Consider the following 15,208-nt stretch of genomic DNA (forward strand, 5'->3'; position numbering starts at 1 on the left):
GGTTTTTACTTTAAATAAAAATTAACAAGGTCTATAATTTATAGTAGTTAAAGTGGTTAAAGAGAGGTGGGAGGATGTGAAGGTTCAAAGGATAAAAGTGGAGAATAAGCCATATCCATTGTATTTATTGCTAGATGAAGAATATCAGGTAATAGAACCAGTAATGAGGTTTATAAAATATCTAGATAATACTGGTAAGTCACCAAATACCATTAAAGCATACTGCTATCATTTAAAGTTGCTATATGAGTTTATGGAACAGAGGGGGATTACCCTTAATGATATTAACTTTGAGAAATTAGCAGATTTTGTAGGTTGGTTGAGATACCCAACAGCAGCAAATGTAATTGATCTCTAGTCAAAAGAAGCCATAAGAGAAGAAACGACAGTGAATACAATTTTAAATGCTGTTATGAGTTATCTGGAATATTTAAGTAGATTAGGAGAATTTAAGTCAATTGATGTATTTAAACAAGCAAAGGGGAGAAATTTTAAGGGGTTTTTACATCATATTAATAAGGGTAAATATCAAAAGAATATCTTAAAGTTAAGGGTTAAAAAGAAGCAGATAAGAACACTAACATCAGAGGAAGTTAAGCAAATTATTGATGCTTGTCATACGAAGAGGGATAAATTAATTTTAATGCTTATGTATGAGGGTGGTTTAAGAATCGGTGAAGTGTTATCGCTAAGGCTTGAGGATATTGCCACTTGGGACAATCAAATCCATTTAACACCCAGAGACGTTAATGTTAATGAGGCCTATATTAAATTAAGGAAGGAAAGAACAATACATGTGAGTAAAGAACTTATGGCACTTTATACAGATTATTTGGTATATGAGTATGGTGAGGACTTGGAGCATGATTATGTTTTTATTTCTTTAAAAGAAGGCTATTTTGGAAAACCACTAAAGTACCAAAGTGTTCTTGATCTAGTTAGAAGAATAGTTAAAAGAACTAGAATAGAGTTTACGCCGCATATGCTACGCCACACTCATGCAACGCAGCTAATTAGGGATGGATGGGATGTTGCACACGTTCAAAAGAGGTTGGGCCATGCACATGTTCAAACAACGTTAAATACCTATGTTCATCTTTCAGATCAAGATATGAAAAATGAGTTTAATAAATATCTTGAGAGAAAGGAACATAAGAAATGAATGATTCTAGTAAAAGGAAAATTATCAGTCAGAGTGAGATCAGTAAGAAAATAGCTGCAATGAATGAAGAATTGCAGGGATTTTGGGCTAATAATAGTTGGGATATAAGGAAATGTCCGCATCCTTCTGCCATAGAATTAAGTAAGAACCCTACTTTAAGAAATCGGTGGGTTCGTTTTGAACGTGTTAAAAATCTGTGGTTAAGAACAGAATTGAAATATTTTTATTTTTACCATTTAAATAATGGAATATGGAATGCAAAAACTGTATGGATTAGAAAAGGAACTGTAATTAATAGAATGTTAGATTTTTTAGATTTAAAGTATCCTAACATTACTTCAATTACTGAAGTTCCTATTAAAAAAGCAATGACGGAATATAGGACATATTTGACAGAACAGGGTGTTAGAATTACCACTACTAATTATAAGATTACTGCTAATCAAGAAAAAATAGCTGTAGAAGCTAATTCTTACTATGTTACTAATTTAAAACAATTTATGGAGTTTTATGAGGACTTTTATTTTGATGGGGAGGAGTGGGATAAAGACATTTGGGATAGACGTAAGTTACCTTTGCCAGATGATAAGGTTAATCCGACACAATATGAATATGTAATTAACTTTAAAGGGGTTCGCAATACGTATTTTAAACAACTCGTAAAAAGATATTGTAAATTGAGATTAAATACGGATAGCTTTTCCTATGTATGTGATATCGCCCAAAAACTTAAAGAGTTCTTTAATTTCTTGGACATGAATTTTAAACACGTTCAGAGAATAAACCAATTAACGAGAATGGAAATTGAAGCATATTTAAGCGAATTAAATATGATGGGGATAAAGCCTAGCACAATAACTGGGAGGATCTCTATATTGGAAGGACTATTTAGTACCCTTCTAAGGCTAGAATGGAATGATATTCCTTCCAAGGTGTTAATCTATCCAGAAGACTATCCCAAAATACCGAGAGCAAAACCTCGTTTTATAGATGAATACGTTCTGGAGCAATTGAACAGTCATCTTGATAAATTACCCGAATATATAGCTACGATGACTATGATAGTCCAAGAATGTGGGATGAGGATAAGCGAATTGTGCACCTTGAAAAAAGGTTGTCTATTAGAGGACAAAGATGGAGATTACTTTTTAAAGTATTATCAATGGAAAATGAAAAAGGAGCATATAGTTCCAATATCAAAAGAGGTAGCTTTATTGATTAAAGTTCGGGAAGATAAAGTTTCATGGGAGTTTCCAGATAGTGAATACCTCTTTCCAAGAAAAGATGGATCGCCATTAAAACAAGAAACATTTAGAGACGAGTTAAACAAATTAGCTTATGAGCAAAAAATAGTCGATAAATCAGGCGAGATTTATAGATTCCATGCCCATGCCTTTCGCCATACAGTAGGAACAAGAATGATTAATAACGGAGTACCGCAGCATATTGTACAAAAGTTTTTGGGTCATGAAAGTCCTGAAATGACAAGCAGATATGCTCATATTTTTGATGAAACCCTTAAAGCTGAATTTACAAAATTCAAAGAAAAACTGGTAACTAATAATGGAGATATAATTGAGTTAGATAATGACAATGAAGTCGATGATGTTGATCTTCAATGGTTCAAGAAAAATATTAATGCACAAGTTCTTCCAAATGGTTATTGCCGATTACCAGTAATAGCAGGTTCTTGTCCACACGCCAATGCTTGTTTAGATTGTACTCATTTTTGTACAAGTAAGCAGTTTTTATCGCAGCATGAGGAACAGTTAAATCGTACTGAGGAGTTATTGGCAGTCGCTAAGGAAAAGCAATGGCAAAGGCAAATAGAGACTAATAACCGTGTTAAAGAGCGACTAGAGCAAATAATTGGCAGCCTGAAGGGGATTAGTTAGATGGTTAAACAGGTACGAAATACAGAGGAAATTGTGCGTTTGGCAAAGCAAAAGTCCAGGCGGACTAGAGAAAATGTAGACAAGGTTATCTCTAAACTATCGCTTGAAGGTAAGACTATTAATTTTAACACAGTTGCAAAGGAAGCTAATGTTTCTAAATCATGGCTTTATAAGGAACATGATATTAGGCAAAGGATTGAATCTCTCCGAAAACAGCAAAAAACAGAAAATGTAATATCAAAACCCAAGAAAAGCTCCCGTTCTGAAGAAGTCCTTATTAAAACCTTAAAAACAAGAGTAAAGGAATTAGAAGAGGAAAATATAAGATTAAGGAACCAGATCCAAAAATTATACGGAGATTTGTACATTAGAGAATAGTTAATCTATGAGTTTCACCAACTTGTGCTTTGAACTTTGAAGTGTTAAAATTAATATACTATTAATCGAAAGGAGAGATGGGTGGACAATGAAGAACTAATCTAATTTTTAACAAATGAAATAGTATATTTCAGTTTAAAAACTTAGGATTAGTCTGCCCATTTTTCCATATACTAAATAAATGTAAGACTGAATAGCTAAAAAGGCTAAATAGTTTTATTTGAGTGTCTTAAAAAGTGACATGACTAATCCTTCCAACATTATTTGGGAGGATTTTTTATTTCTCCCTGAATCAAAATAAAGAAAGAAGGAATCGAATTGTTAAAACAAAAGGAACTAATGGCAAGGGTTAAGGAACTTGTCCAGTCAGATGAACGAATATCTGCTTGTATGATGTATGGCTCTTTTACAAAAGGAGAGGGAGATCAATACTCTGATATAGAATATTACGTTTTTCTAAAAGATGATACAATTTCCACCTTTGATTCAGCAAAATGGCTAAATGAAGTCGCTTCCTACACTTTACTCTATCAAAATGAGTACGGTACGGAAGTAGTAATTTTTGAAAATCTAATACGTGGTGAATTTCATTTCCTTTCCGAAAACGAAATGAATATTATTCCTTCATTCAAAGAATCAGGCTACATTCCTGACACAAAAGCAATGTTTATTTATGATGAAACAGGACAACTAGAATTGTATTTATCAGAGTTGGAAGGTCCGGGACCAAATAGACTTACAGAAGAAAACGTAAATTTTTTATTGAATAATTTTTCCAACCTATGGTTAATGGGGATTAATGTTCTTAAAAGAGGGGAAAATGCACGTTCACTGGAACTTTTATCTCAATTACAAAAAAATATACTACAACTCATTCGAATTGCGGAAGAAAATGCCGATAATTGGTTTAATATGACAAAGAATCTTGAAAAAGAAATTAGTCCTGAAAACTATGAAAAGTTTAAAAAGACTACTGCCCGATTAAATGAATTAGAACTATATGAAGCCTATAAGAACTCTTTGCTTCTCGTTATGGAACTTCGAAATCTCGTTGAAAAACAGTATCAATTAACCATTAGCGATGATTTTTTAGGCAAACTGTTTAATTATATGAACGAATAAATAAAAAGCCTGTATCTCAAGTGATAACTAAGATACAGGCTTTAATTGTTATTTACTTTAAATACATGTTCTCAAAGTGAAAGTATTGATTTTAATGGATTTTTAATAGTTTACTCTTGATAAATTTGCAGCCCGCAATTTGAGCACGCCCAGGAACTGCGGCGCGTAGCGGCGTAGCGTGGCATAGCTTTCACCGATGTGGTGCAGGAAATCAAAGTCGGCAGGCCGCGCCAATGTTTGCGCTTCGGTGACGCTGGCGGCGAAGGTGTCCCAGGGCATAACGGCCTCGATGGCGGCGAACGGATCGCTGCCGCTTTGCTTGGCCTCAATCAACGCTTGACCGATGCGCCCATACATCCGCACCTTGTCGTTGATCGCCTTGCCGGAAGCCTGGAACTGCTGCTGATGCTTGTTCTTGGCCGCGTTGAACAGCTTGCCGATGATGCGATCGTGAAGGTCGATGATTTCATCGGTGACGGTGGCCATGCCTTCGATGGCCAGCGCTACCAGCGTGGCATAGCGTCGTTGCACCTCGAACTTTGCCAGATCAGCAGGCGTCATCTGGCCACCTTCACGAGCGATTTTGAGCAGGCGGTTCTGGTGAACCTGCCGCTCGATGCCTGCGGGCAGATCAAGTGCTTGCCAGGATTTCAGGCGCTCAATATGTTCGAGCATGTGGCGAGAGTTCGGTTTGGCAGGCGACTGGCGCAGCCATGCCAGCCACGTCACTTTACTGCCGTCCTTGCGCTTGAGAAGTTCGTCCAGGCGCTGACGGTGGGGTGATAACAAAGAATCGGTCAGCGCCGCGTAAATGCGTCGGTTGGCACGGGTGATGGCCTCGGCGCTTGCGCGCTCGATGGCATTCATGGCGGGCAGGATAATGCTCTGCCGCCGCAGATTCTCGACAAGTGCGCTCGCCAGCACGATGCCTTTGTCGGTCTGCAAGGCCAGCTCGGTCAATGTATGCACGGCTTGCCGATAGTGGCTCATGGTGAAGGGCTTGAACCCAAAAACCGTTTGCAGCTCGACCAAGTGCTCCCGCCGTGTCTGTTCGCGCTGGCCGTACTCGCTCCAACTTTCCACTGGCATCTTGAGTTGCGCGGCCACCATGCGCAACAGGGGCGGAAACGGAGGCTCATCGACGCCCAAAAAGGTGCCAGGGAATCGCAAGTAGCAAAGCTGCACAGCGAAGCCCAATCGATTCGCGGCGCCGCGACGCTGACGGATCACCGACAGGTCGGTTTCGTTGAACGTGTAGTGCCGTATCAGTTCGTCTTTGGCATCTGGCAGTGCCAGCAGGCTTTCGCGCTCGGTGGCGGACAGGATTGAGCGGCGTGGCATGGTCAGTCTTCCCGCAGGTACTGGTACAAGGTTTCGCGGCTGATGCCGAAGTCACGGGCCACCAAGGTTTTTTGGTCGCCTGCCGCAACTCGCCGTTTCAACTCGGCAATTTGTTCGCTGTTCAGCGATTTCTTTCGTCCCCGGTAGGCACCGCGCTGCTTGGCCAGCACGATTCCCTCGCGCTGACGTTCGCGGATCAGGGCGCGCTCGAACTCAGCGAAGGCTCCCATGACCGACAGCATCAGATTGGCCATCGGTGAGTCCTCGCCGGTGAACTTCAGCCCTTCTTTGACGAACTCCATGCGCACGCCCCGTTGTGTCAGCCCTTGGACGATGCGGCGCAGGTCATCAAGGTTGCGTGCCAGCCTGTCCATGCTATGCACCACCACGGTGTCGCCCTCGCGGACGAAGGCCAGCAGCCTTTCCAGCTCGGGACGCTGGGTGTCCTTGCCAGAAGCCTTGTCGGTGAACACCCGCGCCACCTGAACACCCTCCAATTGCCGTTCCGGGTTCTGGTCGAAGCTGCTGACGCGGACATAGCCGATGCGTTGACCTTGCAAGATGCCTCCAAAGGCAAAAGTGTCAGGATGAAATCTATTACCTTTGACGGAATATGTCAATCAATAGGAAATTTAACTCTATTCTGACATCGTTTGCACATGGTGTCGTTTTCAGAAGACGGCTGCACTGAACGTCAGAAGCCGACTGCACTATAGCAGCGGAGGGGTTGGATCCATCAGGCAACGACGGGCTGCTGCCGGCCATCAGCGGACGCAGGGAGGACTTTCCGCAACCGGCCGTTCGATGCGGCACCGATGGCCTTCGCGCAGGGGTAGTGAATCCGCCAGGATTGACTTGCGCTGCCCTACCTCTCACTAGTGAGGGGCGGCAGCGCATCAAGCGGTGAGCGCACTCCGGCACCGCCAACTTTCAGCACATGCGTGTAAATCATCGTCGTAGAGACGTCGGAATGGCCGAGCAGATCCTGCACGGTTCGAATGTCGTAACCGCTGCGGAGCAAGGCCGTCGCGAACGAGTGGCGGAGGGTGTGCGGTGTGGCGGGCTTCGTGATGCCTGCTTGTTCTACGGCACGTTTGAAGGCGCGCTGAAAGGTCTGGTCATACATGTGATGGCGACGCACGACACCGCTCCGTGGATCGGTCGAATGCGTGTGCTGCGCAAAAACCCAGAACCACGGCCAGGAATGCCCGGCGCGCGGATACTTCCGCTCAAGGGCGTCGGGAAGCGCAACGCCGCTGCGGCCCTCGGCCTGGTCCTTCAGCCACCATGCCCGTGCACGCGACAGCTGCTCGCGCAGGCTGGGTGCCAAGCTCTCGGGTAACATCAAGGCCCGATCCTTGGAGCCCTTGCCCTCCCGCACGATGATCGTGCCGTGATCGAAATCCAGATCCTTGACCCGCAGTTGCAAACCCTCACTGATCCGCATGCCCGTTCCATACAGAAGCTGGGCGAACAAACGATGCTCGCCTTCCAGAAAACCGAGGATGCGAACCACTTCATCCGGGGTCAGCACCACCGGCAAGCGCCGCGACGGCCGAGGTCTTCCGATCTCCTGAAGCCAGGGCAGATCCGTGCACAGCACCTTGCCGTAGAAGAACAGCAAGGCCGCCAATGCCTGACGATGCGTGGAGACCGAAACCTTGCGCTCGTTCGCCAGCCAGGACAGAAATGCCTCGACTTCGCTGCTGCCCAAGGTTGCCGGGTGACGCACACCGTGGAAACGGATGAAGGCACGAACCCAGTGGACATAAGCCTGTTCGGTTGGTAAGCTGTAATGCAAGTAGCGTATGCGCTCACGCAACTGGTCCAGAACCTTGACCGAACGCAGCGGTGGTAACGGCGCAGTGGCGGTTTTCATGGCTTGTTATGACTGTTTTTTTGTACAGTCTATGCCTCGGGCATCCAAGCAGCAAGCGCGTTACGCCGTGGGTCGATGTTTGATGTTATGGAGCAGCAACGATGTTACGCAGCAGGGCAGTCGCCCTAAAACAAAGTTAACCCAGGATGAGAACCTTGAAAGTATCATTGATGGCTGCGAAAGCGAAAAACGGCGTGATTGGTTGCGGTCCAGACATACCCTGGTCCGCGAAAGGGGAGCAGCTACTTTTTAAAGCATTGACCTACAATCAGTGGCTTCTGGTGGGTCGCAAGACGTTTGAATCTATGGGCGCACTCCCCAATAGGAAATACGCGGTCGTTACCCGCTCAGGTTGGACATCAAATGATGACAATGTAGTTGTATTTCAGTCAATCGAAGAGGCCATGGACAGGCTAGCTGAATTCACCGGTCACGTTATAGTGTCTGGTGGCGGAGAAATTTACCGAGAAACATTACCCATGGCCTCTACGCTCCACTTATCGACGATCGACATCGAGCCAGAGGGGGATGTTTTCTTCCCGAGTATTCCAAATACCTTCGAAGTTGTTTTTGAGCAACACTTTACTTCAAACATTAACTATTGCTATCAAATTTGGAAAAAGGGTTAACAAAGCTATGCAATCGACGGCAAAAAGCTTCGTTCGCTTCGCGCACTACGCCTTTTCCGCGATTGATAGCGACGTTATGCAGCCAAATCCCAACAATTAAGGGTCTTAAAATGGTAAAAGATTGGATTCCCATCTCTCATGATAATTACAAGCAGGTGCAAGGACCGTTCTATCATGGAACCAAAGCCAATTTGGCGATTGGTGACTTGCTAACCACAGGGTTCATCTCTCATTTCGAGGACGGTCGTATTCTTAAGCACATCTACTTTTCAGCCTTGATGGAGCCAGCAGTTTGGGGAGCTGAACTTGCTATGTCACTGTCTGGCCTCGAGGGTCGCGGCTACATATACATAGTTGAGCCAACAGGACCGTTCGAAGACGATCCGAATCTTACGAACAAAAAATTTCCCGGTAATCCAACACAGTCCTATAGAACCTGCGAACCCTTGAGAATTGTTGGCGTTGTTGAAGACTGGGAGGGGCATCCTGTTGAATTAATAAGGGGAATGTTGGATTCGTTAGAGGACTTAAAGCGCCGTGGTTTACACGTCATTGAAGACTAGTCCTTTGCATAACAAAGCCATCAAACCGGACGCCAGAGATTCCGCGCCTGTTGCGCATGGCTTCGCCATTTTATGCGCAATAGGCGCGCCACCCTGTCGCCGTTTATGGCGGCGTTAGGCCTCGCCGAAGCGAAAGATCGCTACTTGAAGTGTTGACGCCTTTGTTTTAAAGTTTCGCGTCTATCTTTCTGATTTTGTTAAAAAATCAGACTTTGATTAATCATGTTAGACGTCAGAGGTATTTTGACTTAAACGCCTCTGAGGTCGAATTAACGTTAGCCACCAAGAAGGTGCCATGAAAACATTTGCCGCATATGTAATTATCGCGTGTCTTTCGAGTACGGCATTAGCTGGTTCAATTACAGAAAATACGTCTTGGAACAAAGAGTTCTCTGCCGAAGCCGTCAATGGTGTCTTCGTGCTTTGTAAAAGTAGCAGTAAATCCTGCGCTACCAATGACTTAGCTCGTGCATCAAAGGAATATCTTCCAGCATCAACATTTAAGATCCCCAACGCAATTATCGGCCTAGAAACTGGTGTCATAAAGAATGAGCATCAGGTTTTCAAATGGGACGGAAAGCCAAGAGCCATGAAGCAATGGGAAAGAGACTTGACCTTAAGAGGGGCAATACAAGTTTCAGCTGTTCCCGTATTTCAACAAATCGCCAGAGAAGTTGGCGAAGTAAGAATGCAGAAATACCTTAAAAAATTTTCCTATGGCAACCAGAATATCAGTGGTGGCATTGACAAATTCTGGTTGGAAGGCCAGCTTAGAATTTCCGCAGTTAATCAAGTGGAGTTTCTAGAGTCTCTATATTTAAATAAATTGTCAGCATCTAAAGAAAACCAGCTAATAGTAAAAGAGGCTTTGGTAACGGAGGCGGCACCTGAATATCTAGTGCATTCAAAAACTGGTTTTTCTGGTGTGGGAACTGAGTCAAATCCTGGTGTCGCATGGTGGGTTGGGTGGGTTGAGAAGGAGACAGAGGTTTACTTTTTCGCCTTTAACATGGATATAGACAACGAAAGTAAGTTGCCGCTAAGAAAATCCATTCCCACCAAAATCATGGAAAGTGAGGGCATCATTGGTGGCTAAAACAAAGTTAAACATCATGAGGGAAGTGGTGATCGCCGAAGTATCGACTCAACTATCAGAGGTAGTTGGCGTCATCGAGCGCCATCTCGAACCGACGTTGCTGGCCGTACATTTGTACGGCTCCGCAGTGGATGGCGGCCTGAAGCCACACAGTGATATTGATTTGCTGGTTACGGTGACCGTAAGGCTTGATGAAACAACGCGGCGAGCTTTGATCAACGACCTTTTGGAAACTTCGGCTTCCCCTGGAGAGAGCGAGATTCTCCGCGCTGTAGAAGTCACCATTGTTGTGCACGACGACATCATTCCGTGGCGTTATCCAGCTAAGCGCGAACTGCAATTTGGAGAATGGCAGCGCAATGACATTCTTGCAGGTATCTTCGAGCCAGCCACGATCGACATTGATCTGGCTATCTTGCTGACAAAAGCAAGAGAACATAGCGTTGCCTTGGTAGGTCCAGCGGCGGAGGAACTCTTTGATCCGGTTCCTGAACAGGATCTATTTGAGGCGCTAAATGAAACCTTAACGCTATGGAACTCGCCGCCCGACTGGGCTGGCGATGAGCGAAATGTAGTGCTTACGTTGTCCCGCATTTGGTACAGCGCAGTAACCGGCAAAATCGCGCCGAAGGATGTCGCTGCCGACTGGGCAATGGAGCGCCTGCCGGCCCAGTATCAGCCCGTCATACTTGAAGCTAGACAGGCTTATCTTGGACAAGAAGAAGATCGCTTGGCCTCGCGCGCAGATCAGTTGGAAGAATTTGTTCACTACGTGAAAGGCGAGATCACCAAGGTAGTCGGCAAATAATGTCTAACAATTCGTTCAAGCCGACGCCGCTTCGCGGCGCGGCTTAACTCAAGCGTTAGATGCACTAAGCACATAATTGCTCACAGCCAAACTATCAGGTCAAGTCTGCTTTTATTATTTTTAAGCGTGCATAATAAGCCCTACACAAATTGGGAGATATATCATGAAAGGCTGGCTTTTTCTTGTTATCGCAATAGTTGGCGAAGTAATCGCAACATCCGCATTAAAATCTAGCGAGGGCTTTACTAAGCTTGCCCCTTCCGCCGTTGTCATAATCGGTTATGGCATCGCATTTTATTTTCTTTCTCTGGTTCTGAAATCCATCCCTGTCGGTGTTGCTTATGCAGTCTGGTCGGGACTCGGCGTCGTCATAATTACAGCCATTGCCTGGTTGCTTCATGGGCAAAAGCTTGATGCGTGGGGCTTTGTAGGTATGGGGCTCATAATTGCTGCCTTTTTGCTCGCCCGATCCCCATCGTGGAAGTCGCTGCGGAGGCCGACGCCATGGTGACGGTGTTCGGCATTCTGAATCTCACCGAGGACTCCTTCTTCGATGAGAGCCGGCGGCTAGACCCCGCCGGCGCTGTCACCGCGGCGATCGAAATGCTGCGAGTCGGATCAGACGTCGTGGATGTCGGACCGGCCGCCAGCCATCCGGACGCGAGGCCTGTATCGCCGGCCGATGAGATCAGACGTATTGCGCCGCTCTTAGACGCCCTGTCCGATCAGATGCACCGTGTTTCAATCGACAGCTTCCAACCGGAAACCCAGCGCTATGCGCTCAAGCGCGGCGTGGGCTACCTGAACGATATCCAAGGATTTCCTGACCCTGCGCTCTATCCCGATATTGCTGAGGCGGACTGCAGGCTGGTGGTTATGCACTCAGCGCAGCGGGATGGCATCGCCACCCGCACCGGTCACCTTCGACCCGAAGACGCGCTCGACGAGATTGTGCGGTTCTTCGAGGCGCGGGTTTCCGCCTTGCGACGGAGCGGGGTCGCTGCCGACCGGCTCATCCTCGATCCGGGGATGGGATTTTTCTTGAGCCCCGCACCGGAAACATCGCTGCACGTGCTGTCGAACCTTCAAAAGCTGAAGTCGGCGTTGGGGCTTCCGCTATTGGTCTCGGTGTCGCGGAAATCCTTCTTGGGCGCCACCGTTGGCCTTCCTGTAAAGGATCTGGGTCCAGCGAGCCTTGCGGCGGAACTTCACGCGATCGGCAATGGCGCTGACTACGTCCGCACCCACGCGCCTGGAGATCTGCGAAGCGCAATCACCTTCTCGGAAACCCTCGCGAAATTTCGCAGTCGCGACGCCAGAGACCGAGGGTTAGATCATGCCTAGCATTCACCTTCCGGCCGCCCGCTAAATATCTCCTTTTGGGTTGTTAATAAAACATCCAATAAGTTGACTGTGCGTGAAAAAGAAAGTTTTGTGTGATGGCGTTGAAGATCGCACCGTTAAGCTCTTATGTGGGATGGTGCAGAGCTCGACGACTACCGATAAAACGCAACCGCCGCAAACAGACAAGAAAAAGCCCCAACTGATAACAGTTGGGGCTTCAGTATTGTGATTGGTGGAGCAATAGCACCCTGAACCCAAAACCTTCTCGCTCAACCGGTAGTGGCTGATAACAACTCGTGAGGGCTATTGCGGGTTAAGCATTTAGCGATGTCTAGGGCCAGACTGGACGTCTGAACGCAAGCCGCTGATACTGTACATAACCACAGTATCAGCGGAGGATACCCATGTCGCTGGCAAGGAACGCCACGGCGAGTCAATCGCCCACTCAAACAAACGGTTACGAACGCCACCAACCCGACCAGACGCTGCTCTACCAGCTGGTTGAGCAGCACTACCCAGCCTTCAAAGCCTCACTCGAAGCCCAAGGTCAACACCTGCCTCGCTACATCCAACAAGAATTCAACGACCTCCTCCAATGTGGCCGTCTGGAGTATGGTTTCATGCGGGTTCGCTGCGAGGATTGTCATCACGAGCGTCTGGTCGCCTTCAGCTGTAAACGACGCGGCTTTTGCCCTAGCTGCGGTGCCCGCCGGATGGCCGAGAGTGCGGCGCTGCTGATAGACGAAGTCTTCCCCAAGGAGCCCATTCGCCAGTGGGTGCTCAGCTTTCCTTTCCAGCTACGCTTTTTGCTGGCTCGCCATCCCCAGCTGATGGGCCAGGTCTTGAGTATCGTCTATCGTACACTCTCAACTCATCTGATCAAAAAAGCCGGTTACACCAAAGCCTCTGCACAAACTGGCTCAGTGACTCTTATCCAACGCTTTGGCTCCGCGCTAAATCTCAATGTCCACTACCACATGCTGTTTCTCGATGGTGTCTATGCCGAAGATGACTATGGCAAGCAACGCTTCCATCGTGTCAAGGCACCCACTTACGATGAGCTGAATACGCTCGCTCACACCCTCAGCCATCGCATCGCTCGCTGCATGGAAAAGCGTGGGATTTTGGAGCGTGATGCCGAGAATACGTGGTTGACACTGGAAGAGGGCGAAGACGATACGCTGACTCAATTACATGGTGCTTCGGTTACGTATCGCATTGCCGTCGGCCCCCAGCAAGGGCGCAAAGTCTTCACCCTGCAAACCTTGCCAGGGCGTGAGGATAAAGCCGACTCAAGCAGTCGAGTAGCCAACCATGCTGGTTTCTCGCTACACGCCGGTGTGATGGCCGAAGCGCATCAGCGGGATAAGCTTGAGCGCTTGTGTCGCTACATTAGTCGGCCAGCGGTTTCAGAAAAACGTCTGGCATTAACCGCCAATGGGCAGGTGCGTTACGAGCTCAAAACTCCGTACCGCAATGGCACCACCCATGTGATCTTCGAGCCGCTGGACTTCATCGCCAAACTCGCTGCGTTGGTACCTAAGCCGCGAGTCAACCTCACACGCTTCCACGGCGTCTTTGCACCGAACAGCAAACACCGAGTTCAAGTAACACCCGCCAAGCGGGGCAAGAAGCCCGACAAATCGGAAGGTCTCGATACTAACTGGCGTGACAAGAGTCCTGCAGAGCGCCACCGCGCCATGACCTGGATGCAACGCCTCAAGCGAGTCTTCAATATTGATATTGAAGTCTGCGAACACTGCGGCGGTCACGTCAAAGTGATTGCCAGCATCGAAGATCCGAAGGTCATTGAGCAGATTCTCAAGCATCTGAAACAGAAAACAGCCAAGGCGAATGCCGCCAAGCAGCGTGAGCTGCCACCAGAACGAGCGCCGCCACTGACTCCCAGCCTGTTCGATCCATCACAGAGTCGTCTCTTTGACTGACGACCCCAAATCCAACACTGCTCAACACTGCCAACTTTTAAACGGGGCGGTGGGGCAGTTTGTATCTCTCGAGCTATCAGGCTAGAGATTTTACCGCCAAATCGAACCTTATTAGAGCGGTTTAGGCTGGACCGGCAGTTAAAATTGGGGCTTGAGCGGTAAACGAGTGAGGGAATTTCAGGTAAGATACTTCGGATGAGGAGCAAAAAGGTGGTTTATACTTCCTATACCCAACGCCAACCCCATGCCGCCGGGCAGCGCGCCTTTGGGGGTCTTGGCGTCGAACAAGATCAAGTCCGCCGCCCCGGCATAGGCTGCGGCGCGTGCGACATCGCTGGCGCTGGCGACGGGCAGCGCCTTCCACACCGGCTTGCCAAACCGCGCGCGCAACTGGGCCACGCGTTCGGGCGATTCCGAACCGTGCAGCTGCAGCGCGTTCAGCTTGGCTGCCACCAGTGCGTCGGCGATGACAGCATCATCCGCATCGACGAACAAACCGACCATGGCGATCTGGCCAGCTGCGCGCGATGTCAAAGCGCCCGCGACATTCGACGTAACCGCACGGGGCGACGCTGGATAGAACACCAACCCGGCATAGTCCGCCCGCGCCGCGATGGTCGCATCGAGCGCCTCGGGTGTGCTGATCCCGCAAATCTTGATTTTCGCGGGCATGCGGTCAGTCGGGGTTCTGGATCAGCCGCACCAGCGTGCAGTCGGGATCGATCAGGTAGCCGATCCTCAGGCCGCTCGCCTCCAGTTGCGGAGCTTTGAAGCGCGGCCAGCCGGTGCTTTTTTCCTCGGCTCCCGCCGCGTTCACCAATGCCACCATGGCATCGAGATCATCCAACCGCAGGCAACAGCCGAACGAGCTCGTAGCTGGGTCGAGGTCAGGATAGGGGAAGAATTCGAGCTGCAAACCGCCGCGCTGCAGGATCATCCAGCCGCGATCCTTCCAACTCGTCGCAAAGCCCAGCTTCGCATAAAACGCCTCTGTCACATCGAAATCGCGCGATGGCAGATTGGGGGTGACGTGGTCAGCCATGGC

Annotated in this window: 13 protein-coding genes and 3 pseudogenes; 11 read left to right on the plus strand and 5 right to left on the minus strand. The window is 47.9% G+C overall.

Annotation, left to right across the window (positions count from 1 at the left end; all coding sequences use genetic code 11):
• Positions 1 to 76 precede the first annotated feature (76 nt).
• The 4 genes and pseudogenes from M1F05_RS21270 to lnu(G) all read left to right on the plus strand — a co-directional run bounded on the left by M1F05_RS21270 (position 77) and on the right by lnu(G) (position 4,557).
• Positions 77 to 1,162: pseudogene (locus M1F05_RS21270) on the plus strand (tyrosine-type recombinase/integrase).
• Positions 1,159 to 3,057 carry a tyrosine-type recombinase/integrase gene (locus tag M1F05_RS21275; protein WP_031911636.1) on the plus strand — a complete coding sequence of 633 codons (1,899 nt, stop codon included), beginning with the start codon at positions 1,159 to 1,161 and terminating at the stop codon, positions 3,055 to 3,057. Before M1F05_RS21270 ends, M1F05_RS21275 begins: the two are co-directional and overlap by 4 nt.
• On the plus strand, positions 3,058 to 3,435 hold the full coding sequence (locus tag M1F05_RS21280; protein ID WP_002333497.1) for a DUF6262 family protein: 378 nt from the start codon (positions 3,058 to 3,060) through the stop codon (positions 3,433 to 3,435).
• 318 nt (positions 3,436 to 3,753) lie between these two features.
• Positions 3,754 to 4,557: a lincosamide nucleotidyltransferase Lnu(G) gene (lnu(G), locus tag M1F05_RS21285; protein ID WP_002333496.1), complete on the plus strand. Its 804-nt coding sequence runs from the start codon at positions 3,754 to 3,756 to the stop codon at positions 4,555 to 4,557.
• Between the two features lie 126 nt (positions 4,558 to 4,683).
• Here lnu(G) and M1F05_RS21290 read toward each other — a convergent pair.
• The 3 genes and pseudogenes from M1F05_RS21290 to intI1 all read right to left on the minus strand — a co-directional run.
• Positions 4,684 to 5,898: pseudogene (locus tag M1F05_RS21290) on the minus strand (DUF4158 domain-containing protein); the annotation flags it as partial.
• 2 nt (positions 5,899 to 5,900) lie between these two features.
• Positions 5,901 to 6,458, minus strand: coding sequence for a recombinase family protein (locus M1F05_RS21295; protein ID WP_001162012.1), 558 nt, complete (start codon positions 6,456 to 6,458; stop codon positions 5,901 to 5,903).
• 305 nt (positions 6,459 to 6,763) lie between these two features.
• Positions 6,764 to 7,777: a class 1 integron integrase IntI1 gene (intI1, locus tag M1F05_RS21300; RefSeq protein WP_000845039.1), complete on the minus strand. Its 1,014-nt coding sequence runs from the start codon at positions 7,775 to 7,777 to the stop codon at positions 6,764 to 6,766.
• Positions 7,778 to 7,932: 155 nt separating this feature from the next.
• Here intI1 and dfrA14 point away from each other — a divergent pair, with 155 nt between their 5' ends.
• The 7 genes and pseudogenes from dfrA14 (at position 7,933) to M1F05_RS21335 (ending at position 14,163) form a co-directional block, all read left to right on the plus strand.
• Entirely contained in the window at positions 7,933 to 8,406 is a 474-nt protein-coding gene (dfrA14, locus tag M1F05_RS21305) for a trimethoprim-resistant dihydrofolate reductase DfrA14 (RefSeq protein ID WP_004201280.1), read from the plus strand.
• A gap of 110 nt (positions 8,407 to 8,516) precedes the next feature.
• Positions 8,517 to 8,969, plus strand: a complete 453-nt coding sequence (locus M1F05_RS21310; protein WP_000237816.1) for an NAD(+)--rifampin ADP-ribosyltransferase Arr-2 — start codon at positions 8,517 to 8,519, stop codon at positions 8,967 to 8,969.
• Positions 8,970 to 9,264: 295 nt separating this feature from the next.
• Positions 9,265 to 10,065 (plus strand): oxacillin-hydrolyzing class D beta-lactamase OXA-10, encoded by an 801-nt coding sequence (locus M1F05_RS21315; protein ID WP_000846390.1) that lies wholly within the window; start codon positions 9,265 to 9,267, stop codon positions 10,063 to 10,065.
• 16 nt (positions 10,066 to 10,081) lie between these two features.
• Positions 10,082 to 10,920, plus strand: a pseudogene (aadA1, locus tag M1F05_RS21320) (ANT(3'')-Ia family aminoglycoside nucleotidyltransferase AadA1).
• A gap of 116 nt (positions 10,921 to 11,036) precedes the next feature.
• A complete protein-coding gene (locus tag M1F05_RS21325) occupies positions 11,037 to 11,384 on the plus strand; it encodes a quaternary ammonium compound efflux SMR transporter QacE delta 1 (RefSeq protein ID WP_000679427.1) in 348 nt (115 codons plus the stop codon).
• On the plus strand, positions 11,378 to 12,217 hold the full coding sequence (sul1, locus tag M1F05_RS21330) for a sulfonamide-resistant dihydropteroate synthase Sul1 (protein ID WP_000259031.1): 840 nt from the start codon (positions 11,378 to 11,380) through the stop codon (positions 12,215 to 12,217). Before M1F05_RS21325 ends, sul1 begins: the two co-directional genes overlap by 7 nt.
• 404 nt (positions 12,218 to 12,621) lie before the next feature.
• On the plus strand, positions 12,622 to 14,163 hold the full coding sequence (locus M1F05_RS21335; protein WP_000050481.1) for an IS91-like element ISCR1 family transposase: 1,542 nt from the start codon (positions 12,622 to 12,624) through the stop codon (positions 14,161 to 14,163).
• Positions 14,164 to 14,340: 177 nt separating this feature from the next.
• Here M1F05_RS21335 and M1F05_RS21340 read toward each other — a convergent pair whose 3' ends face one another.
• Both M1F05_RS21340 and ble read right to left on the minus strand, forming a co-directional pair.
• Positions 14,341 to 14,835, minus strand: a complete 495-nt coding sequence (locus M1F05_RS21340; RefSeq protein WP_223231887.1) for a phosphoribosylanthranilate isomerase — start codon at positions 14,833 to 14,835, stop codon at positions 14,341 to 14,343.
• Between the two features lie 4 nt (positions 14,836 to 14,839).
• Positions 14,840 to 15,205, minus strand: a complete 366-nt coding sequence (gene ble / locus M1F05_RS21345; RefSeq protein ID WP_004201167.1) for a bleomycin binding protein Ble-MBL — start codon at positions 15,203 to 15,205, stop codon at positions 14,840 to 14,842.
• Positions 15,206 to 15,208 lie beyond the last annotated feature (3 nt).

The sequence above is a fragment of the Providencia sp. PROV252 genome (assembly GCF_033676005.1).
GTDB classification, from domain to species: domain Bacteria; phylum Pseudomonadota; class Gammaproteobacteria; order Enterobacterales; family Enterobacteriaceae; genus Providencia; species Providencia vermicola.